This is a genomic window from Tepidimonas sp. HKU77 (assembly GCF_049728535.1).
In the GTDB taxonomy this organism is placed as follows: domain Bacteria; phylum Pseudomonadota; class Gammaproteobacteria; order Burkholderiales; family Burkholderiaceae_C; genus Tepidimonas.
Map to the genome: position 1 here is coordinate 829683 of NZ_CP187300.1, position 20820 is coordinate 850502.

23 protein-coding genes are annotated in these 20820 nt (G+C 68.5%); 10 read left to right on the plus strand and 13 right to left on the minus strand.

Translation table 11 applies throughout. The features are described 5' to 3' along the window. Window position 1 precedes the first annotated feature (1 nt). Complete coding sequence (locus tag ACPP3B_RS03955; RefSeq protein WP_424859797.1) at window positions 2–1132, minus strand: class I SAM-dependent methyltransferase; 1131 nt, start codon at window positions 1130–1132, stop codon at window positions 2–4. A gap of 40 nt (window positions 1133–1172) precedes the next feature. On the opposite strand from ACPP3B_RS03955, the gene ACPP3B_RS03960 reads away from it, so the two are divergent. The 4 genes from ACPP3B_RS03960 (at window position 1173) to ACPP3B_RS03975 (ending at window position 4068) form a co-directional block, all read left to right on the plus strand. After that, on the plus strand, window positions 1173–2003 hold the full coding sequence (locus ACPP3B_RS03960) for an SDR family oxidoreductase (protein ID WP_424859798.1): 831 nt from the start codon (window positions 1173–1175) through the stop codon (window positions 2001–2003). Between the two features lie 17 nt (window positions 2004–2020). Further along, window positions 2021–2410, plus strand: coding sequence for a dihydroneopterin aldolase (locus ACPP3B_RS03965; protein ID WP_424859799.1), 390 nt, complete (start codon window positions 2021–2023; stop codon window positions 2408–2410). A 73-nt stretch (window positions 2411–2483) separates the two neighbouring features. Further along, window positions 2484–3419 carry a tRNA 2-thiocytidine(32) synthetase TtcA gene (gene ttcA, locus ACPP3B_RS03970; RefSeq protein WP_424859800.1) on the plus strand — a complete coding sequence of 312 codons (936 nt, stop codon included), beginning with the start codon at window positions 2484–2486 and terminating at the stop codon, window positions 3417–3419. Window position 3420: 1 nt separating this feature from the next. Beyond that, window positions 3421–4068: a hypothetical protein gene (locus ACPP3B_RS03975; protein WP_424859801.1), complete on the plus strand. Its 648-nt coding sequence runs from the start codon at window positions 3421–3423 to the stop codon at window positions 4066–4068. A gap of 14 nt (window positions 4069–4082) precedes the next feature. On the opposite strand, the gene ACPP3B_RS03980 is transcribed toward ACPP3B_RS03975, so the two are convergent. Then, window positions 4083–5069 carry a chemotaxis protein gene (locus tag ACPP3B_RS03980; protein WP_424859802.1) on the minus strand — a complete coding sequence of 329 codons (987 nt, stop codon included), beginning with the start codon at window positions 5067–5069 and terminating at the stop codon, window positions 4083–4085. Between the two features lie 91 nt (window positions 5070–5160). Between ACPP3B_RS03980 and ACPP3B_RS03985 the strand changes: the two genes are divergently transcribed. Next, entirely contained in the window at window positions 5161–5817 is a 657-nt protein-coding gene (locus ACPP3B_RS03985; RefSeq protein WP_424859803.1) for a histidine phosphatase family protein, read from the plus strand. Window positions 5818–5836: 19 nt separating this feature from the next. On the opposite strand, the gene ruvB is transcribed toward ACPP3B_RS03985, so the two are convergent. Both ruvB and ruvA read right to left on the minus strand, forming a co-directional pair. Then, window positions 5837–6901 (minus strand): Holliday junction branch migration DNA helicase RuvB, encoded by a 1065-nt coding sequence (ruvB, locus tag ACPP3B_RS03990; RefSeq protein ID WP_424859804.1) that lies wholly within the window; start codon window positions 6899–6901, stop codon window positions 5837–5839. A 10-nt stretch (window positions 6902–6911) separates the two neighbouring features. Continuing rightward, on the minus strand, window positions 6912–7487 hold the full coding sequence (gene ruvA, locus ACPP3B_RS03995) for a Holliday junction branch migration protein RuvA (protein ID WP_299021260.1): 576 nt from the start codon (window positions 7485–7487) through the stop codon (window positions 6912–6914). Window positions 7488–7522: 35 nt separating this feature from the next. Here ruvA and ACPP3B_RS04000 point away from each other — a divergent pair, with 35 nt between their 5' ends. Together ACPP3B_RS04000 and ybeY are read left to right on the plus strand one after the other, a co-directional pair. Next, on the plus strand, window positions 7523–8464 hold the full coding sequence (locus tag ACPP3B_RS04000; RefSeq protein WP_299021262.1) for a PhoH family protein: 942 nt from the start codon (window positions 7523–7525) through the stop codon (window positions 8462–8464). A gap of 6 nt (window positions 8465–8470) precedes the next feature. Beyond that, window positions 8471–8938 carry an rRNA maturation RNase YbeY gene (ybeY, locus tag ACPP3B_RS04005; RefSeq protein WP_299021264.1) on the plus strand — a complete coding sequence of 156 codons (468 nt, stop codon included), beginning with the start codon at window positions 8471–8473 and terminating at the stop codon, window positions 8936–8938. 12 nt (window positions 8939–8950) lie between these two features. Here ybeY and ACPP3B_RS04010 read toward each other — a convergent pair whose 3' ends face one another. Continuing rightward, on the minus strand, window positions 8951–9877 hold the full coding sequence (locus tag ACPP3B_RS04010; protein ID WP_299021265.1) for a cation diffusion facilitator family transporter: 927 nt from the start codon (window positions 9875–9877) through the stop codon (window positions 8951–8953). 16 nt (window positions 9878–9893) lie between these two features. After that, entirely contained in the window at window positions 9894–11150 is a 1257-nt protein-coding gene (gene tyrS / locus ACPP3B_RS04015) for a tyrosine--tRNA ligase (protein WP_424859805.1), read from the minus strand. Between the two features lie 222 nt (window positions 11151–11372). On the opposite strand from tyrS, the gene ACPP3B_RS04020 reads away from it, so the two are divergent. Further along, on the plus strand, window positions 11373–12719 hold the full coding sequence (locus ACPP3B_RS04020) for a M23 family metallopeptidase (RefSeq protein ID WP_424859806.1): 1347 nt from the start codon (window positions 11373–11375) through the stop codon (window positions 12717–12719). Window positions 12720–12741: 22 nt separating this feature from the next. Further along, window positions 12742–13890, plus strand: a complete 1149-nt coding sequence (locus ACPP3B_RS04025) for an anhydro-N-acetylmuramic acid kinase (protein WP_424859807.1) — start codon at window positions 12742–12744, stop codon at window positions 13888–13890. Between the two features lie 9 nt (window positions 13891–13899). On the opposite strand, the gene erpA is transcribed toward ACPP3B_RS04025, so the two are convergent. The 3 genes from erpA to rplM all read right to left on the minus strand — a co-directional run bounded on the left by erpA (window position 13900) and on the right by rplM (window position 15297). Continuing rightward, window positions 13900–14277 carry an iron-sulfur cluster insertion protein ErpA gene (gene erpA / locus ACPP3B_RS04030; protein ID WP_299023044.1) on the minus strand — a complete coding sequence of 126 codons (378 nt, stop codon included), beginning with the start codon at window positions 14275–14277 and terminating at the stop codon, window positions 13900–13902. A 186-nt stretch (window positions 14278–14463) separates the two neighbouring features. Beyond that, window positions 14464–14856 carry a 30S ribosomal protein S9 gene (gene rpsI / locus ACPP3B_RS04035; protein WP_299023045.1) on the minus strand — a complete coding sequence of 131 codons (393 nt, stop codon included), beginning with the start codon at window positions 14854–14856 and terminating at the stop codon, window positions 14464–14466. 9 nt (window positions 14857–14865) lie between these two features. Then, the gene (gene rplM, locus ACPP3B_RS04040; protein ID WP_299023046.1) at window positions 14866–15297 is read right to left on the minus strand and encodes a 50S ribosomal protein L13; all 432 of its coding nucleotides are present in this window, start codon (window positions 15295–15297) and stop codon (window positions 14866–14868) included. Window positions 15298–15472: 175 nt separating this feature from the next. Between rplM and ACPP3B_RS04045 the strand changes: the two genes are divergently transcribed. Continuing rightward, on the plus strand, window positions 15473–16399 hold the full coding sequence (locus ACPP3B_RS04045; RefSeq protein WP_299023047.1) for a 23S rRNA (adenine(2030)-N(6))-methyltransferase RlmJ: 927 nt from the start codon (window positions 15473–15475) through the stop codon (window positions 16397–16399). Window positions 16400–16443: 44 nt separating this feature from the next. Here the strand turns inward: ACPP3B_RS04045 and ACPP3B_RS04050 are convergent, their stop codons facing one another. The 4 genes from ACPP3B_RS04050 to ahcY are packed head-to-tail and all read right to left on the minus strand — an operon-like array spanning window position 16444 to window position 20797. After that, on the minus strand, window positions 16444–17715 hold the full coding sequence (locus ACPP3B_RS04050; RefSeq protein ID WP_299023049.1) for an O-acetylhomoserine aminocarboxypropyltransferase/cysteine synthase family protein: 1272 nt from the start codon (window positions 17713–17715) through the stop codon (window positions 16444–16446). Window positions 17716–17754: 39 nt separating this feature from the next. Continuing rightward, the gene (gene metF, locus ACPP3B_RS04055) at window positions 17755–18597 is read right to left on the minus strand and encodes a methylenetetrahydrofolate reductase [NAD(P)H] (RefSeq protein ID WP_299023051.1); all 843 of its coding nucleotides are present in this window, start codon (window positions 18595–18597) and stop codon (window positions 17755–17757) included. Continuing rightward, a complete protein-coding gene (locus ACPP3B_RS04060) occupies window positions 18582–19349 on the minus strand; it encodes a TlyA family RNA methyltransferase (protein ID WP_424859808.1) in 768 nt (255 codons plus the stop codon). The genes metF and ACPP3B_RS04060 overlap by 16 nt, the downstream gene beginning before the upstream one ends. An 11-nt stretch (window positions 19350–19360) precedes the next feature. After that, window positions 19361–20797 carry an adenosylhomocysteinase gene (ahcY, locus tag ACPP3B_RS04065; RefSeq protein WP_424859809.1) on the minus strand — a complete coding sequence of 479 codons (1437 nt, stop codon included), beginning with the start codon at window positions 20795–20797 and terminating at the stop codon, window positions 19361–19363. Between the last annotated feature and the right edge of the window lie 23 nt (window positions 20798–20820).

Sequence of the window (20820 nt, forward strand, 5' to 3'; positions counted from 1 at the left end):
GTCACAACGTGTGCGTACGGTCGCCCTGGGCGAACCCGATCGGCACCCAACCGCGGCTGCTCGCGGGCGGCGCCAGACCGATGACCTTGAACAGCTCGCCCATCTCGTGCTCGTGCACCAGCTTGAGCACCGCGGCGCGCTCGGCCAGCGGCGCGTCGTCCAGCCCGTCGAGCACGCCCGCGTTGAGCAAAAAGCGGCCTTGGCTGGTGTAGCCCAGCACCTCCAGCCCGACTTGTTGCGCCGCCAGCGCCACCCCCGTAAAATTGACGTGCGCCGTGATGTCCTTGGCGCCCACGTCGGTCAGCGGGTCGGCGTCGGCCCGGTGGGCGCGGTGGCACATCAGCGTGCCCCCGGCGCGCTGCGGATGGTAGTACTCGTGCTCGGGGAAGCCATAGTCGATGAAAAACGCCGCGCCGCGGCGCAAACGCTCGCCCACGGTGCGCACGAACGCCTCCGCCTGGGGGTGGATCTCGGTCACATAGTCGTGCGTGCCCGCGATCGCCAGCGGCGGCCGCCGGTCGGTCGGCCGATCCACCCACACGAAGCGCGCCTGTTGCGCATCCCACGCCACCCCGCGCTCGTGCCAAACGCCCCCCCGCCGGTGTAGCAACGTCACCGGCATGGCGTCGAGCACTTCGTTGCCGATCAGCACGCCCTCCAGCGCATCTGGCAAGCGCTCGTGCCATGTCACACGCCCGCTCCATGGCGCCAGACATTCGGCCTGCCGCGCGCGCAGCGCGCCCGAGACCTCGACGATGTGGTAGGCCACGCGCGCGCCCCCGCTGTCCGCGGGGGCCAGCGCATCGAGCGCCGCGAGTATCTGAGCCGCCAACGCCCCCGTGCCGGCGCCGAACTCCCACACCGCATGGGTGCCGGTTTCGGCCAGCGCCTGCGCCACCTGCCGCGCCAGCGTCGCGCCAAAGCGGGGGCTGAGCACGGGCGCGGTCACGAAGTCGCTGCCATCGGCCGGGGTGGCGCCAAAGATACGCGCACCGCGCGCATAGTAGCCCTGCCCGGGCGCATAGAGCGCCAACGCCATGAAGCGCTCGAACGGCAGCCAGCCGCCGGTCTCCCGCAGGGCGTGCTGCACCGCCGGCATGGCCGGCCCTGGATCTGGGGCTGCGACTTGCATGGCATGATTGTGCCTTGCCCAACCCCTGACTCACTCGACCATGACGACCGACCCGCCGCCATCGGAGCCCCTGCCTTGCCCCCGTGTGGTGCTGGTCACGGGGGCCGCCCGGCGCTTGGGCCGCGCCATCGCGCTGGCCCTGGCGCGCGCCGGTTGGGACGTGGCGGTGCACTACCGCGGCTCGGCCACTGAGGCCGAGCAGACGGTGCAGGACTGCCGCGCGCTGGGCGTGCGCGCACACGCTTTCGCGGCCGACCTGGCGGACGAGGCGGCCTGCCGCGCGCTGGTCCCCGCCGTGGTGGCGCAGTTCGGCGGGTTGCTCGCGGTGGTCAACTCGGCATCGCGCTTCTCGTATGACGATGCGTTGGGCGCCAGCCCTGCCACCATGCGTGACCACTGGCTGCCCAACACGGCCGCGCCGGTGCTGCTGGCGCAGGGGCTGTATGCCCATGTCCAATCCCGCTTGGCGCTCGCCGAAAGCGAGGACGAGCGCCAAGCGTGGCGTGCGCGCGCTTGCGTGGTCAACCTGCTCGACCAAAAACTCTGGAACCCGAACCCAGACTTTTTCAGCTACACGCTGTCCAAAGCCGCACTGCGCGCCGCCACCGAGCTGCTGGCACTGGCACTGGCGCCATGGGTGCGCGTGGTGGGCGTGGCGCCCGGGCTGACGCTGACCAGCGAGACCCTGCTGGGCGACGCGTTCGAGCGCCTGCATCGGCAGGCCCCGCTGGGGCGCTCGTCCACCCCGCAAGACGTGGCCGAGACCGTGCGTTTCGCGCTGGAGAATCGCTCGCTCACCGGCACCCATCTGCTCGTCGATGGCGGGCAGCACCTGTGGCGCTTCGAGCGCGACTTCTCTTGCATGGTATGAGCGCCGAACGCTTCGGTATGACGACCGCCGCACACCCCACCCACAAAATCGGCCGTCAGGTGCTGACGCTGACGGGCCTGCGCTTTCATGCCAACCTGGGCATCCTGGACCATGAGCGCCAAGGCCCGCAGCCCATCGAGGTGGATGCCGAGATCAACCAGGGCTTGCAGCCGCTGCAGCCGCACGACGACGACATCCGCCACGTGCTCGACTACCGCAAGGTGCGCCAGATCATCATCGACGAGTGCACCGCCGAGCACATCAACCTGCTGGAGACGCTGGTGGGCAAGCTGGCGCTGCGCCTGATGCAGCTGCCGGGCGTGATCGGCGTGCGCGTGCGCATCGCCAAGCTCGAGATCTTCGACGACTGCGAGGTCGCCATCCGCATGGAATGCGGCCAGTGGTAGGCAGGGCGGCCCCGTTTGCGGGACAATCCCAGGCTTGTCGCGGCCTGCCGCATCCGACCGCACCGGACCCCCCATGGACGAGGCTTTTGAAAACCGCAAGCTGGAAAAACGCCTGTGCCGCCTGGTCGGCCAGGCCATCGACGACTACCGCATGATCGAGGACGGCGACCGTGTCATGGTGTGCCTCTCGGGCGGCAAGGACAGCTACTCGCTGCTGGACATCCTGATGCGGCTGCAACGCCGCGCCCCGGCGCGCTTCGAGCTGATCGCGGTCAACCTCGATCAGAAGCAGCCGGGCTTTCCCGCCGACGTGCTGCCGGCCTACCTGCGCCAGCTCGGGGTGCGGTTCCACATCGAAACGCAGGATACGTACTCCATCGTCAAGAAGGTCATCCCCGAAGGCAAGACGATGTGCAGCCTGTGCAGTCGGCTGCGGCGCGGCATCCTGTACCGCGTGGCGCGCGAGCTGGGGGCCACCAAGATCGCGTTGGGGCACCACCGGGATGACATCCTGCAGACGTTGCTGCTCAACATGTTCTTTGGCGCCAAGCTCAAGGGCATGCCACCCAAGCTGGTCAGCGATAACGGCGAGCATGTCGTCATCCGTCCCCTGGCCTACGTACCCGAAAAGGACCTGATCCGCTGGGCGCAGGTGCGGCAGTTCCCCATCATCCCGTGCAACCTGTGCGGCAGCCAGCAGCACCTGCAGCGCAAACAGGTGGGCGACCTGCTGCGCGAGTGGGACAAACGCTTCCCTGGCCGCGTCGACAACATGCTCAAGGCGCTGCAGCACGTCGTGCCCAGCCACCTGATGGACCGCACGCTGTACGACTTCGCGGGGGTGCGCGCCAGCGGCCGCCCGCAAGCCGATGGCGACATCGCCTTCGACGACGAGCCTTTGCCGACCGAGGGCATGGCCGCCCCGGCGGACGATGACGAGACACCGGCCGCCAGTGACGCGGTAGCGCGTCCGCCACGGCCTGTGTTTGCCCTGCTGCCGGAGGATTGACATGCGACGCGGGCTACGCACGTGGCGTTTCATCGCCCTGCTGATCGGGGCGGCGTGGTTGGCCGGCTGCGCCACCCCGCTGCGGCTGGAACACGAGGTGCGCAGCCAGGCCGCGTGGAACGGTGGCGTCCGCCCGGCCGCGGGGGACCGTTATGTATTCGAGCGGCTGCCGTCGCAGCGCAGCGGCGATGCGGCGCGCGAGCAAGAGGCGATCGAAGCGCTGGCCGCAGCCGAGTTGGCCCGCCTGGGTCTGCAGCGCGCCGAGACGGCCAGTGGTGGCGCCCCCAGCGCGGTGCCCTGGGGGGTGCAGATCGTGGCGCGCTCGGTCAAGTATCCCTATGCACCGTGGGACGCCCCCGAGCCCCGCCCGGGCTGGGCCCCGTATGGGCAGGTGATGGTCGGCCGCGGCGTGGTCAGCAGCATCGGCCTGCACTGGACGCTGCGCCCGCCCTACTACGTGCGCGAGTTGACACTGACACTGCGCGACCGCCGCAGCGGCGACGTGGTGTATGAAACCCGGGCCGTGCAAGATGGTCCGCGGTCGGACGCACCAACCCTGTGGCGGGCGCTGCTGCAGGCAGCACTCGATGGATTTCCGGAGCCGCCGTCGAGCCCGCGTCGCGTGGTGGTCGAGTCCCCGCACCCCTGACCACCACTGCGGCGTCAGGCCGCGACGGCCTGCGCCTTGGCCAACACACTGCGCAAGGTGCTAGCCAGCTCTTTCGCCGCAAACTTGGCCACGTACGCATCGGCCCCAGCGCGCTGCACGTGCTGCTCGTTGGTATCCCCGGTCAGCGAGGAGTGGATGACCACTGGAATGGCGCGCAGCGCGGGATCGGCCTTGATCTGGCGCGTGAGCGTGAAGCCGTCCATGTCAGGCATCTCCAGGTCGCTGAGCACCACCGCCACGCGGTCGGTGACCGGTATGCCTTGCGCCTTGCAGTCGGCGGCCATTTCCTGCAGCACCTTCCACGCTTCCTGCCCGTTTTTGGTCATCACGAACGGCAAATTCAGCGCCTTGAGCTCCGACTCGATCATGCTGCGCGCCACGAACGAGTCGTCGGCCGCCAACACCACCGCGCCCGGCTTGAGCCGCAGGGCCGACCCCACATCCTCCTTCTTGACTTCCAGCGCTTCGCTAGGCATGACGCGCTGCAGGATCGACTCCACGTCCAGAATCTGCACCAGCTTGACGCCGCCTTGCCCATCGTCGAGGCGCGCAATGCTGGTCACCAGCCCGCGCGCGACCGACGCGGTGTGGTCGGCGGGCAGAATCTTGCCCCAGTCCAGGCGCACGATATCTTCCACCGACTCGGCGGCAAACGCCTGCGTGGAGCGGGCAAATTCGGTCACCAGCATGAGGTTCAGGCCCGTCTCGGGCGTGCAGCCGATGACGGCAGGCAGGTCGATCACGGGAATCACCTGCCCGCGCAGGTTGACCATGCCCAGCACATGCTGGGGTGCCCCCGCCATGGCGGTCAGCGGCGGCATGGCCACGATCTCGCGCACCTTGAAGACGTTGATACCAAACAGCTCGGACTGCTGGGCGCCGGGCGAGCGCCCAAGGCGAAACAACAGCATCTCGAACTTGTTGGAGCCAGTCAGATTGGTGCGCTCGTCGACTTCTTTTTGAAACGCGGTGCTGCTCATGGATGGGCCTTGCGAGGTTGGGGGCCGGGGCCACTCGGGGCGGGCTGTTACCATTCTAGGCACTTCTTTCCCTTTCCCGCAAGGCAACCCGATGCAGATGACGCGGATTCTGGCCATCCGTCATGGTGAGACCGCCTGGAACCGTGATGCGCGCATCCAAGGCCAGATCGACATCCCACTCAACGATGTGGGGCACTGGCAAGCCGAGCGCACCGCCGAGGCGCTGGCGCACGAGGCGCTGCAAGCGGTCTATGCCAGCGACCTCCGCCGCGCCCACCAGACGGCGGCCGCGGTCGCGCGCCGCCACGGCTTACCGGTGCAGACCCACCCGGGCCTGCGCGAACGCCATTTCGGCGCCTTCCAAGGCCGCACTTGGGCCGAACTGGAGCAGGCCCACCCCGACGTCGTGCGCGCCTGGAAAGCCCGCGACCCCGACTTCGCCCCTCCGGGCGGTGAATCACTGCGGGACTTGCGTCAGCGCGTGGAGACGACGTTTGCCGAGCTGGCGGCGCGCCACCTCGGCGGTCAGATCGTGGTCGTGGCCCACGGCGGGGTGCTCGACATCTTGTACCGGGCCGCCGCACGCGTCGACCTGCAGGCGCCGCGTGCCTGGGCCATGGGCAACGCCGCCATCCACCGCGTGCTGTGGACCGCGGACAGTGGCTTTGCGCTGTTGTCGTGGGGCGATACGCGCCACCTGGAAGAGGCCGACGAAGCCGGCCCGCGCGACGAGTCCGCGTCGGCATGACGCCGACCGCCGCATCACCCTACCCCGCGTCGGCGAACAGCCCGCCCGCGGCCGCCGGCGGCTGCAGCCCCAGATGGCGATACGCGGCCAAGGTGGCGCAGCGGCCGCGCGGCGTGCGCTGCAGGTAGCCCTGCTGGATCAGGTACGGCTCGATCACGTCCTCGATCGTGCCCGGCTCCTCGCCGATGCTGGCGGCGATGTTGTCCAGCCCCACCGGGCCGCCGTCGAACTTGTGGATCACCGCCTCCAGCAGCTTGCGGTCCATCAGGTCCAGCCCGATCGGGTCCACGTCCAGCATCGCCAGCGCGCGCTGCGCGATCTCGCGCGTGATGCGACCCTGGCCCTTGACCTCGGCGTAGTCACGCACGCGGCGCAGCAGCCGGTTGGCGATGCGCGGCGTGCCGCGCGAGCGCCGCGCGATCTCCAGCGCCCCTGCCGGCTCGATCGGCGCACCCAGCAGCCCGGCCGAGCGCGTGACGATGCGAGAGAGCTCCTCCGGCGTGTAGAACTCCAGCCGCGCCACGATGCCGAAGCGATCGCGCAGCGGGTTGGTCAGCATGCCGGCGCGGGTGGTGGCCCCCACCAGCGTGAACGGCTGCAGGTCCAGCTTGATCGAGCGCGCCGCCGGCCCCTCGCCGATCATGATGTCGATCTGGTAGTCCTCCAGCGCCGGATACAGAATCTCCTCGACCACGGGACTCAGCCGATGGATTTCGTCGATGAACAACACATCGTTGGGCTCCAAGGCCGTCAGCAGAGCCGCCAAGTCCTTGGGCTTTTCCAGCACGGGGCCACTCGTCTGGCGCAGATTGACGCCCATCTCGTACGCGATGATGTGCGACAGCGTCGTCTTGCCCAGCCCGGGCGGGCCGAACAGCAGCACGTGGTCCAGCGCTTCGCCGCGCTTCTTGGCCGCGCCGATGAAGATTTCGAGCTGCTCGCGCACCTTGGTCTGGCCCACGTACTCGTCCAAGCCCTTAGGGCGCAACGCGCGCTCCAGGGCCTCCTCGCGGCCTGACTCCGGCGCGGCCGACACCAGCCGCGACCGCGGGCTGGTCGCAAAATCGTCGGTCTCGATCGTCACGGCGACTTCCTCACTTGGCCAGCGCCTTGAGCGCCAGCTTGATGCCCTCGCTCACCCCCACATCGGCAGGCAGCGCCTGCAGCGCCGCCGCCGCCTCGCGCTCGTGGTAGCCCAGCGCCAGCAGCGCCTGCTGGATATCGGCGTGCGCGTCGCTCACCGGGGCCGCCGTGGGCGGTGCCAAATCGGGGGCGAGCTTGCCCTTGAGCTCCAGCAGCAGCCGCTCGGCGGTCTTTTTGCCGATGCCCGGGATCTTGACCAAGCGACCCGCCTCCTGCGCGGCCACCGCCTGCGCGAGTTCCGCCACGCTCAGGCCTGACAGCAGCGCCAGCGCAATGCGCGGACCCACGCCGCTGATCTTGATCAGCGCGCGAAACGCGTCGCGCTCGGCCGCGCTGGCAAAGCCGTACAACAGGTGCGCATCCTCGCGCACCACCAGGTGCGTCAGCAGCGCCACGCGCTCGCCGGTGGCGGGCAGGCCGTAGAACGTGCTCATGGGCACTTCGACCTCGTAGCCCACGCCGTGGCAGTCGACCACGATCTGCGGCGGGTGTTTGTCCAGCAGGGTGCCGGTGAGTTTGCCTATCATTGGGGCCTCTCGTTCAACACCCTGGGATTATCGGCTTGATCCTGCGCCACGCATTCTCCCCCGCCGACAACACGCGGCTGGCCCACCTGTGCGGGCCGCTGGACCAGCACCTGCGCACGGTCGAGGCCGCCCTGCAGGTGCGCATCGCGCACCGCTTCGAACACTTTCGCGTCGAGGGCCCCAAGGCCGCCGCCACCCAGGCGATGGAGGTGCTGCAAGCCCTGTACGAGCTGGCGCGCGAGCCGATCGCGGCCGAGACGGTGCAACTCATGCTCGCCGGTGATGGGCCGCCGGACGCGCCCGGCACCCCCGGCCCGGTGCTGCAAACGCGCCGGGGCGAGATTCGTGGCCGAACCGCCAACCAGGCGCATTACTTGGCCGCCATCGCGAGCCACGACATCACGTTTGGCATCGGGCCGGCGGGCACCGGCAAGACGTACCTGGCCGTGGCCTGCGCGGTGGATGCGCTGCAGCGCAGCGCGGTGCAACGCCTGGTGCTGACGCGCCCGGCGGTGGAGGCCGGCGAGCGGCTGGGCTTTTTGCCCGGCGACCTGGCGCAAAAAGTCGACCCCTACTTGCGACCGCTGTTCGACGCGCTGTACGACCTGATGGGCTTCGAGGCGGTGCAAAAAGCCTTCGAGCGCCAGCAGATCGAGATCGCGCCGCTGGCGTTCATGCGCGGGCGCACGCTCAACCACGCCTTCGTCATCCTGGACGAGGCGCAAAACACCACGCCTGAGCAAATGAAGATGTTTTTGACGCGCATCGGCTTTGGATCGAAGGCCGTGATCACGGGCGACGTCAGCCAGATCGACCTGCCGCGCTCGCAACTCTCGGGCTTGATCGACGCCGAGCGCGTGCTGCGGCGCGTGCAAGGCATCGCGTTTGCGCGCCTGACCAGCGCCGACGTGGTGCGCCATCCGCTGGTGGCGCGCATCGTCGATGCCTACGAAGCCCGCCCACCCGCGGCGGCTTGACCTGCCATGCCCCTGCCCACGCTCACCCTGTCGTTGCAGTTTGCCCGTTTCGACGACGCAGCCGCGCACCGCGCCGCGCTACCGCGCCATGCGGTCGCGCGCTGGATCCGCCACGCGCTCGAGCGCGATGCCGAGATCGCCGTGCGCATCGTCGATGCCGAGGAAGGCCGCGCGCTCAACCGCGACTACCGGCACAAAGACTACGCGACCAATGTGCTGACCTTCGACTACGCCACCGAACCCGTGGTGCAGGCCGATCTGGTGTTGTGCGCGCCGGTGGTGGCCCGCGAGGCCGCCGAGCAGGGCAAGTCGCTACAGGCCCACTACGCCCACTTGCTGGTGCACGGCACACTGCACGCCCAGGGCTGGGATCACGAGACCAGTGACGCCGACGCTGAGGCGATGGAGGCGCGTGAAATCGCCATCTTGACCCGGCTGGGCTTTGCCAACCCCTACGCCGCGCGTGACCGCTGACGCTGGGCCCGATCATTTGAGGTCGTGCGTGTCGTCGAAGTGCGCCTCCACGTCCGTGGGCAGCAATTGGATGGTGGCGCGCAACCCGGGTACTGCGCTCATGAGCGCCTGCTCGACGCTGGCGCGCAAGGCCGCGGCGCGCCCCAGCGTCCAATGCGCGGGCATGTGCATGTGCAGATCGACGTAGCGGCGCTGGCCGGCCTTGCGCGTGTGCACATGATCGAAGCGGATGATCTCGGCGCCGCCGCGGGTGTGCGCAAAGTCGGCCAACACCGCATCGATGGCGGCGCGCACCTCGGGCTCGACCGCTTCATCCATCAACCCCTGGCTGGAACGCCACAGAAGATGCACGCCCTCGCGGGCGATGTTGATCGCCACCGCGATGGCAATCAGGGGATCGAGCCACCACCAGCCGGTGGCCACCACCAGCCCCAAGCCCACCACCACGCCGGCCGAGGTCCACACGTCGGTAAACAGGTGGCGCGCATCGGCCTCCAGCGCCAACGACCGGTGCACGCGGCTGGCGCGCAGCATCACCCACGCCAGCGCCCCGTTGAGCGCGGCACTGAACACCGACAGCACCAACCCCCAATCGAGCCGCTGCAACGGCTGCGGCGACCACAGGCGATCGAGCGCCGCCCAGACGATACCCAGCGCCGCCACGATGATGAGGATGCCCTCGAAGCCGGAAGAAAAATACTCTGCCTTGTGGTGGCCGTAAGGGTGATCGTCGTCGGCCGGGCGCGCCGCGACCGTCACCATCCACAGGCCAAACAGCGCTGCCGCCAGATTGACGCCCGACTCCATGGCGTCGGACAGCAGACCCACCGAGCCGGTCAGCCACCACGCCAGGGTCTTGAGCGCGATCGTGGCCAGCGCCACCGCGACCGAGACGGCCAGCAAGCGCTTCGGGGTCAGCCGCTGCCACATGCGTGCCATCGCTGCCGGGCCGTTTTCAGGCCAGCGTCACGCGGGCAAACTTGCGCTTGCCCACCTGCACCACGTAGGTGCCCGCCGACAGCTTGAGCCCCTTGTCACTGATCACACTGCCGTCCACGCGCACGCCGCCGCCGTCGATGAGGCGGTTGGCCTCGCTCGTCGAGGGCGCGAGCCCCGCCGACTTCAGCAGCACCCCAATGCCCATCGGCGCGCCGCTGAGCGCGACCTCGGGAATCTCCTGCGGCACCCCGCCCCTGGCGCGCAACTCGAAATCCTGCTGCGCCGCCTCGGCCGCGGCGGGGCTGTGAAAGCGCGCGGTGATCTCCTTGGCCAGCAATACCTTGACCTCTTTCGGGTTGCGGCCTTGCACCACCTCGCGCTGCAGCTGCTCGATCTCGGCCAGCGAGCGCCGCGACAGCAGCGTATACCAGCGCCACATCAGCTCGTCGCTGATCGACATCACCTTGGCGAACATGGTGTTGGCGTCCTCGGTGATGCCGATGTAGTTGCCCTTGGACTTGGACATTTTGTCCACGCCGTCCAAGCCCTCCAGCAGCGGCATGGTCAGGATGCACTGCGGCTCCTGCCCATACTCTTGCTGCAGGTGCCGGCCCATGAGCAGGTTGAACTTCTGGTCGGTGCCGCCCAGCTCCAGGTCGGCGCGCAGCGCCACCGAGTCGTAGCCCTGCATCAGGGGGTAGAGAAACTCGTGAATCGAAATCGGCGTGCCGGCCTTGAAGCGCTTGGTGAAGTCGTCACGCTCCATCATGCGCGCCACCGTGTATTTGGCGGCGAGCTGGATCATGCCGCGCGCGCCCAGCGCGTCGCTCCACTCGCTGTTGTAGCGGATCTCGGTGCGCGCGGGATCCAGCACCAGGCTGGCCTGGCGGTAGTAGGTGTCGGCGTTGGCCTGGATCTGCTCGGGCGTCAGCGGCGGGCGCGTGCTGTTGCGCCCGGACGGATCACCGATGAGCGAGGTGAAATCCCCGATGAGGAAAATGACCTGATGCCCCAAGTCCTGCAACTGGCGCAGCTTGTTGAGCACCACCGTGTGCCCCAGGTGGATGTCGGGGGCCGTGGGGTCCAGCCCCAGTTTGATGCGCAGCGGCTGTCCCGTCGCTTCGCTGCGACGCAGCTTGCGCACCCAATCGACCACCGGTAGCAGCTCATCGCAGCCACGCAGGGTGATGGCCAGCGCCGCGCGCACCGCATCCGAGGCGCCCTGCAAGGCCTCTTCGGTCGCCGCGTCGGTGGATACTGTGGAAATATTCATTCGGGTTTACACAGATGACGGCGGTGGAAGAGCCGGTATACTCCGCCCATTCGCCCGCCGCAGATTGCGATTCGGCGCAGCTCGGTAGCCTCGAGCGCCAGCCGCGGTCCCGATTGTAGACGGCGGATCCAACCCTCCATGCGCGCCCTGCGGGCCTGCCAAGCAGGCTCGAGGTCCGGGTGAGTGTCGTCTCGCGCGGCCCACCCCCTCACTGGATACGGCATGATCGAACGATTGCAAGAACGGCTGCAACTCTGGCAGCGCCGGCTGCAGCGGCATCCGCGGCGTGTCGTGGCAGCCCTGGGTGTTCTGCTCTTGGGCACGGGCATCACCGCCTTCGGTACCGACCCGCTGGACGCCGCCCTCGACCGGCTGCCACAGCGCGAGCTCGTCGAGGCGGTGCCCGTCGCCTTCACCCCCGCAGACACCGAGACCCCGACCGCCCCTTTCATCCTCTACCGCACCGACACCACGCGCCGCGACGACACGCTGGCCACGTTGCTGCAGCGGCTGGGCGTCAGCGACGCCCAAGCCGCGGAGTTTTTGCGCCGCCACCCTGACGCGGCCCCGCTGTGGCGCGGACGGCCCGGCAAGTTGGTCAGCGCCGAGGTCGACGATGATGGGCGGCTGCTGCGCCTGACCGCGCGCTGGCTGCCGCGCGACGACAGTCCCACCTTCCAGCGCCTGACGGTACAGCGCGACGGCGGCGTGTGGCGCGCACGCCTGGAGTCCGCACCGCTCGTCGCCTCCGTCCACCTGGCCAGCGGTACCATCCGCACCTCGCTGTTTGCCGCCACCGACGCGGCCCGCCTGCCCGACAGCGTCGCCTCGCAGCTGGCCGATCTGTTCGGCGGCGAGATCGATTTCCGGCGCGACCTGCGCGCGGGCGACACCTTCCACGTCGTCTACGAAGCGCTGTCCGCCGACGGCGAGGTGCTGCGCTACGGCCGCCTGCTGGGCGCCGAGTTTGTCAACGCGGGTCGGCGCCACCAACTCGTGTGGTTCCAGCCGCCGGGTGGTGCCAAGGGGGGCTACTACAACTTCCAGGGCGAGAGCCTGCAGCGCGCCTTCCTTGCCTCGCCGCTGGCTTTTTCGCGCGTCAGCAGCGGCTACGGCATGCGCTTTCACCCCGTCTATGGCGATCGGCGTGCACACTTGGGCGTGGACTACGCCGCGCCCACGGGCACACCGGTGCGCAGCGTGGCCGATGCGGTGGTCGAATTCGCGGGCTGGCAGCGCGGCTACGGCAATGTCGTCATCCTGCAGCACAAGCAGGACCGCAAAACGATCTACGCGCACCTGAGCCGCATCGAGGTGCGCAAGGGCCAACGCGTGGAACAGGGGCAGACCATCGGCGCCGTGGGCGCCACCGGCACCGCCACCGGGCCGCACCTGCACTTCGAATACATCGTCGCTGGCGCGCACCGCGACCCGTTGACGATCGCGCGTGACAACAGTGGCGGCGAACCCCTGGAGGCACGCTGGCGGTCCGCGTTCGAGCGCGTCGCTGCGACCATGCGCGAACAGCTCGCGGCGGCGGCCACGGTGGTGCAGGCCAGCGCGGAATAACCCCCCGATCGCGCAACGGGCCATGCACTGCATCGGGCTGATGTCCGGCACTTCGCTGGACGGCGTCGATGGTGTCTTGGTGGATTTCGGCCCGGAAGGCGACAGTGGCACGGGACGCGTCGTCGCCGACGCCAGTGTGCCCCTGACCGACGCTTTGCGCGCCGCGCTGCTGGCCCTGCAACACCCGGGGCCTGACGAGCTACACCGCGCGGCCCAGGCCGCGGCCCAACTCACCACGGTCTATGCCGACGTCGTCGAGCGGCTGTTGACCGCGGCCGACATGGCGCCGACGCAGGTGGCGGCCATCGGTGCGCACGGGCAAACCGTGCGCCACCTGCCGCCTGGACATCCCGGGCTGGGCGAGGACGAAGCCCCTTATACCCTGCAACTGCTAGCCCCGGCCCGTCTGGCCGAAGCGACCGGCATCGCCGTCGTGGCGGACTTTCGCAGCCGCGACATCGCGGCCGGGGGCCAAGGTGCTCCCCTCGTGCCCGCCTTTCACCGCGCGGCCTTTGGGCGCGCGGGGGAGGGGGTCGCCGTGGTCAACATCGGCGGCATCGCCAATCTAACTGCCCTGCGCGCCGACGGTGGCGTGCTAGGCTGCGACAGCGGGCCGGGCAACGTCTTGCTCGACGGCTGGTGCGAGCGCCATACCGGGGCGCGCTACGACGCTGACGGCGCCTGGGCGCGGCAGGGGCGCGTGCTGCCGGCGCTGCTCGCCGATCTGCTGGCCGACCCCTATTTTTCCCGCACCGGTGTGCGCAGCACCGGACGCGATCACTTCCACCTGGGCTGGCTCGACGCCATCCTGACGCGGCACCCGGGCGTGGCACCCGTGGATGTGCAGGCCACGTTGGTGGCGTTGACGGTCGAAGGCATCGCCCGCGCGCTGGAAACCTTGGATTGGGGAAACGAACCAACCCTGGCCCCGCGGCAGGTGCTCGTCTGTGGGGGCGGCGCGCGCAACCAAGCCATCATGGCCGCGCTGTCGCAGCGCCTGCCCGCGGTCACCATCGACACGACGGCCCGCCTGGGTTGGCCCGTGCAGTGGGTGGAAGCGGCCGCCTTTGCTTGGCTGGCACGCCAGCGCCTGTTGGGCCGCAGCGGCAACCTTTCCGCCGTCACGGGGGCACGGGGCGAGCGCGTGCTGGGCGCGCTCTACGCCCCTTGAGCCGACGCTTCAGCCGACGCTGAAGCTCGAGCCGCAGCCACAGGTGGTGGTGGCGTTGGGGTTGCGGATGACGAACTGCGCCCCCTGCAGATCTTCTTTGTAGTCGATCTCGGCGCCGACCAGGTACTGGTAGCTCATCGCATCGATCAGCAGCGTGACACCATTTTTGGTCATCACCGTGTCGTCTTCGTTGACCACCTCGTCGAAGGTAAAGCCGTACTGGAAGCCCGAGCAACCGCCACCTTGCACGAAGACGCGCAGCTTGAGGTCCGGATTGCCCTCCTCGGCGATCAGGTCGGCAACCTTGGCCGCGGCGGCATCGGTGAACACCAACGGCGCGGGCATCTCGGTTTCAGTGGTGGACGGGGTTTCGGCGACAGCGGACATGGTGGCGTTCCTGATGATGACAAGATACTTGAAGGATAGCAAAGGAGCACGGCAGACCCCAAATCCGTTCCACACAAAAGCCATGACGGGGCCAGTGCCTTGTGGCGCGCGGCGCGGCGCTTCGCCCGCCAACAAAAAACCGCCCCCGACGAAGCGAAGGGCGGTTTTCCTGCAAGACCGTGCAAATCAGCGCTTGCTGAACTGCTTGGCGCGGCGGGCCTTGCGCAGACCCACCTTCTTGCGCTCGACTTCGCGCGCATCGCGGGTGACGTAGCCGGCCGCGCTCAGCGCGGGCTTGAGGCTAGCGTCGTAGTCGATCAGCGCTCGGGTGATGCCGTGGCGCACCGCACCGGCCTGGCCCGACTCACCGCCGCCGTGCACGTTGACCTGGATGTCAAACGTCTCGAGGTGGTTGGTCAGCACCAGCGGCTGCTTGGCGATCATGATCGAGGTTTCGCGACCGAAATAGTCCTGGATGTCGCGTCCGTTGATCGTGATCTTGCCGGAGCCCTTCTTGAGGAACACGCGCGCGACGCTGGACTTGCGACGGCCCGTGCCATTGTTCCATTCACCAATCATGGCCGCTCCTTAGATTTCCAACGCCTTGGGCTGCTGCGCGCTGTGCGGATGCTCGGGGCCGGCGTAGACCTTGAGCTTCTTGATCATGGCGTAGCCCAGCGGCCCCTTGGGCAGCATGCCCTTGACGGCCTTCTCGAGCGCGCGGCCCGGGTGCTTGGCCTGCATGTCGCGGAAGTTGATCGAGCGGATGCCGCCGGGGTAGCCGGTGTGGCGGTAGTAGATCTTGTCGAGGGCCTTGTTGCCCGTGACCTTGATCTTGTCGGCGTTGACGACGATGATGAAGTCGCCCGTGTCGACGTGAGGGGTGTAGATGGCCTTGTGCTTGCCGCGCAGTCGGCGTGCCACTTCGCTGGCGACACGTCCGAGCACCTTGTCGGTGGCGTCAATCACAAACCACTCATGCACCACCTCAGCGGGTTTGGCGCTGAAGGTTTTGGTCATGTCAGTTTCCTGTGGTTTGGGCAGACCCTTTTCCACGGTCGGCGCTGCTCTGCTGGCAGCCTCTTAGGTGGGGTGGAACGTTTCGCCGCGGGGCCCAGCCGTATCGCTGCGAAGCCCAACATTGTATCGCAATCAGCGACTAGGCCGCAAAGCCTACCTCGGCTACCATCGCCGCATGTTCAGTTACCGCCACGCATTTCATGCCGGCAATCATGCCGACGTTCTCAAGCACATCGCCCTGCTGGCCGCCCTGCGCCACTTGCAGGGCAAGGAAGGGGGGCTGCTGCTGGTAGACACGCACGCCGGGGCGGGGCAGTACCGGCTGGACCACGAGCACGCGCGCACCTCCGGCGAGGCGGCGCAGGGTATCGCCGCGGTGTGGGACGCGGCCATGGCGGCGCACGCCCGCGGCGACGCGTTGCCACCCGCCGTACAAGACTATTGGCAACAGATACAGGCCGCCAATCCCCACGGGTTGCTGCAGCACTACCCAGGCTCACCCGCCCTGATGCAGGCACTGTTGCGCCCGCAGGACCGGCTGCAGCTGTTCGAGTGGCACCCCACCGACGGGCGGCTGCTGGATCGGACCGTGCAGCAGTGGCGCGCGCGCGAGCCGCACCCCGCCATCGAGCTACGGCGCGACAACGGCTTCGAGGGTCTGCGGCGACTGCTGCCGCCGCCGTCGCGCCGGGCGCTGGTGCTGATCGACCCCAGCTACGAGCTCAAGTCGGACTACGGGCACGTGTTCGCCACCGCGGCCGAGGCACTGCGCCGCTTCGCCCAAGGGTGCTATCTGGTGTGGTATCCCGTGATAGGACGGCCCGAGGCGCACGCGCTGCCGCGCCGGCTGCGCGCCTTGGCGCAGCGCGCCCAGCGACCGTGGTTGCAAGCCGAGCTCAACATCGGCGCCCAGCCCGATGCGCAGGCCAAGGCGCAGGCTGCGCGTGGCCGGCCCGTGGGGGGTCTGCGCGCCAGCGGCGTTTTCGTCATCAACCCGCCGTACACGTTGGCCCCGCAGCTGCGCGAGGCGCTGCCTTGGGTACTTTCTGCGCTGCGGCAGGGGCGCGGCGCGGCCTGGACGGTCGAGGCGGCCGAGGGTTGACGCGGGGCGTGCCGGACTGCCCAGGCGCACGCGCCGCGCCACGGTCAAGCCGCGGCCAGCGCCTGCGCCAGATCGGCGCGCAGGTCGTCGATGTGCTCGATGCCCACGCACAGGCGCACGGTGTCCTCGGTCACGCCCGCTTGGGCCAGCTCTTCTGGCGAAAGCTGGCGGTGCGTGGTGGACGCCGGGTGCGTGGCCAGCGAGCGCACGTCGCCGATATTGACCAAGCGAGTGAACAGCTGCAGCGCATCCAAGAAACGCTCGCCTGCGGTGCGCCCACCCTCGATGCCGAACGTGAGCAACCCCGAGGCACGCCCGCCCAAATAACGCTGCGCCAGCGCGTGGTACGGGTCGTCGGGCAAGCCGGCGTAGCGCACCCAGCGCACCTTGGGGTGTTGTTTCAGGTATTGCGCCACTGCCAGCGTGTTGTCGCAGATGCGGTCCATGCGTAGCGGCAGCGTCTCGATGCCCTGCAGGATCAAAAATGCGTTGAACGGCGAGATGGCCGCACCCATGTTGCGCAGCGGCACCACACGCGCGCGCCCGATGTAGGCCGCCGGTCCCAGCGCCTCGGTGTAGACGACACCGTGGTAGCTGACATCGGGTTCATTCAGGCGCCGAAAGCGCGCCCGGTGCTCGGCCCACGGGAATTTGCCCGAATCGACGATGGCGCCGCCCACGCTGTTGCCGTGGCCGCCCAGGTATTTGGTCAGCGAGTGCACCACGATGTCGGCACCGTGCTCGAACGGGCGGCACAGGTAGGGGCTGGGCACGGTGTTGTCGACGATGAGGGGCACCCCGTGGCGGTGCGCGATGGCCGCCAGCGCCGCGATGTCGGTGACGTTGCCGCGCGGGTTGCCCATCGATTCGCAGTAAAGCGCTTTGGTGCGCGCATCGATCAACGACTCGAACGTCTCGGGCCGGTCGCTGTCCGCAAACCGCACCTCGATGCCGACCTGCGGCAGGGTGTGCGCAAATAGGTTGTACGTGCCGCCATAGAGCGCACTGGCCGAGACGATGTTGTCGCCCGCCTCGGTGATGGTTTGGATGGCGTAGGTGATCGCTGCCTGGCCCGAGGCCAGCGCCAGCGCGCCGATACCCCCCTCCAGCGCTGCCAGGCGCTCCTCCAGCACCGCCTGCGTCGGGTTCATGATGCGGGTGTAGATGTTGCCCGGCACCTTCAAGTCGAACAGATCGGCGCCGTGCTGCGCGCTGTCGAACGCGTAGGCCACGGTCTGGTAGATGGGCGGGACGACCGCTTTCGTGGTCGGGTCGGGGCGGTAGCCGGCATGCACGGCCTGGGTTTCGAAACGCATGGGGTCTCCTTGCTGTCGTGGCGGGTTAGGGTAAGGGGGTCAGTGCGCGGCGGGCAACAAGCCCAACCGCTGCAGAATGGTGAGCGTCGCGTCCGCCTGGTTCATGGTATAGAAGTGCAGCCCCGGCACGCCCGCGGTACGCAACTGGTCGCACAAGTCGGTGACGACATCCAGCCCGAAGGCGCGGATGGACGCCGTGTCGTCGCCATACCCCTGCAGGCGCAGCCGGATCCAGCGCGGAACTTCGGCGCCGCAAGCGTCGGAGAAGCGCAGCAGCTGCGACGCATTGGTGATGGGCATGATACCGGGCACGATGGGAATGTCCACCCCCAGCGCGTAGGCGTCGTCGACGAAGCGGAAGTAGGCGTCGGTGTTGAAAAAATATTGCGTGATGGCCGAGTCGGCCCCCGCACGCACCTTGGTGGCGAAGGCCTGCAGATCCGCCTGGGGCGAGCGCGCCTGCGGATGCATCTCGGGGTAGGCCGCCACCTCGATGTGGAAGGCAGACCCAAACTCGGCGCGGATGAAGGCCACCAGATCGCTGGCGTAGCTAAATTCGCCGCCCAGGCCGTAGCCGCTGGGCAGGTCGCCGCGCAACGCCACCAGGCGGCGCACGCCCATGGCCTGCAGCTGCGCGAGCTGCTCGCGCACCCGCGCGCGCGTCGCCCCGACACACGAAAAGTGCGCCGCTGCCGGTACCCCTTCGGCCAGGATGTCGGCCACCGTGGCGATGGTGCCCTCTTGCGTGGAGCCGCCCGCACCATAGGTGACGGAACAAAACTCGGGGCGCGCCGCATACAGCTGCTGGCGCACCGCACGCAGCTTTTGCGCCCCTTCGGGCGTCTTGGGTGGAAAAAACTCGAAACTCAACGGCAAAGCCATACCAAAAACTCCCGGTTGCCATCGCCGCCCTCGATGGGGCTATCAAAGTAGTCGCGCAACTGCAGACCCAGCGCCTGCGCCGCTTGCGCGATGCGTGCCTGCACCCGCGCGTAGGCGGACGGATCCTTGACCAAGCCACCCTTGCCGATATCGGCGGGCTGCAGCTCGAACTGCGGCTTGACCAACATCAGCATCTGCCCGTGCGCGGCCAGCAGCGGCACCAATGCCGGCCACACCAGGGTCTGCGAGATGAAGGACAGGTCGCCGACGATCAAGTCGAACGGCGGGGCGGCCGCTGGACCCGCGGCATCCCGCAGTGCCTCGGCGGTGAGGTCGCGCGCGTTGCAGCGCTCCAGCACCCGCACCCGCGGGTCGGCACGCAGGCGGGGGTGCAACTGGCCGTGCCCCACGTCGACCCCCACCACGGCCGCGGCGCCGTGCTGCAGCAGGCAGTCGGTAAAGCCGCCCGTGCTCTGGCCGACGTCCAAGCAGCGCCAGCCGCGCACGTCCAGCCGGGTGCGCGCCAGCGCCGCCTCGAGCTTGAGCCCACCGCGCGAGACGTAGCGCAGCTCCGCGTCGTCCAGCAGCGCCAGCTCGGCCTGCGCAGGCAGCTCGTCACCCCCTTTGCGCACCGGCTGCCAGGGCGCGCCCACGTGCGCGCGCCAGCGCACGGCCCCGCGCGCGATCAGGCGCTGCGCCGCCGAGCGTGACGGCGCCAGCGCCTGCTGCACCAGCTGTTGGTCGGCGCGCACGGCGGGACGGATCAATAGCGGTAGCTGTCGGGCTTGTACGGCCCCTCCTTGGGCACGCCGATGTAGGCGGCCTGCTCATCGGTCAGTTCGGTGAGGCGGGCGCCGAGTTTTTTCAGCTGCAGTCGCGCCACCTTCTCGTCCAGGTGCTTGGGTAGCACGTAGACCTTGCCCACTTCGTAATAGTCGCGGTGGGTGAAGAGCTCGATCTGCGCGATGGTCTGGTTGGCAAACGAGCTGCTCATCACGTAGCTGGGGTGGCCGGTGGCGCAACCCAGGTTGACCAAGCGCCCCTTTGCCAGCAGGATGATGCGCTTGCCGTCTTCGAAGATGACGTGATCGACCTGGGGCTTGATCTCCTCCCAGCGGCAGCGTGCCTCGAGCGAGGCGACGTCGATCTCGTTGTCGAAGTGCCCGATGTTGCACACGATGGCCTGGTCCTTCATGCGCCCCATGTGCTCGTAGGTGATGACGTGCTTGTTGCCGGTGGCGGTGACGAAGATATCGGCCTTGTCGCACGCCTCGTCCATGGTGACGACCTTGTAGCCCTCCATGGCGGCTTGCAGCGCACAGATGGGATCGATCTCGGTCACCCACACCTGGGCCGAGAGCGCGCGCAGCGCCTGCGCCGAGCCCTTGCCCACGTCACCATAGCCGCACACGACGGCGATCTTGCCGGCGATCATCACGTCGGTGGCGCGCTTGATGCCGTCCACCAACGATTCCCGGCAGCCGTAGAGGTTGTCGAACTTGCTCTTGGTGACCGAGTCGTTGACGTTGATGGCGCGAAACATCAGCTCACCGCGCGCAGCCATCTGCTGCAGGCGCTTGACGCCGGTGGTGGTCTCCTCGGTCACGCCGATGATCTGCGCGCTCTTGCGGCTGTACCAGGTGGGATCTTGCGCCAGGCGCTGGCGGATGGCGGCAAACAGCACGCGCTCTTCGTCGCTGGTCGGACGGTCGAGGACGGACGGGTCTTTTTCCGCACGCTTGCCCAGGTGCATCAGCAGCGTGGCGTCGCCGCCGTCGTCCAGGATCATGTTCGGGCCCTCATCCGGCGCACCCGCGGGCCCGAACTCGAAGATGCGGTGCGTGTAGTCCCAGTACTGCTCCAAGGTCTCGCCTTTGAAGGCGAACACCGGCGTACCTGCGGCGGCAATGGCCGCGGCCGCGTGGTCCTGCGTGGAAAAGATGTTGCACGAGGCCCAGCGCACCTGCGCTCCCAGCGCCTGCAGCGTCTCGATCAGCACGGCGGTCTGGATGGTCATGTGCAGGCTGCCCGCGATGCGCGCGCCTTTGAGCGGATGGCTGGGGGCGTATTCCTCGCGGATCGCCATCAGGCCGGGCATTTCGGTTTCCGCGATGCGGATTTCCTTGCGGCCCCAATCGGCCAGGCCGATGTCGGCGATCACACAATCGGTGGGGAGGGTCTGTTTCAGCGGTGCGTTCATGGGATGACTCCTTCGATGGTCAT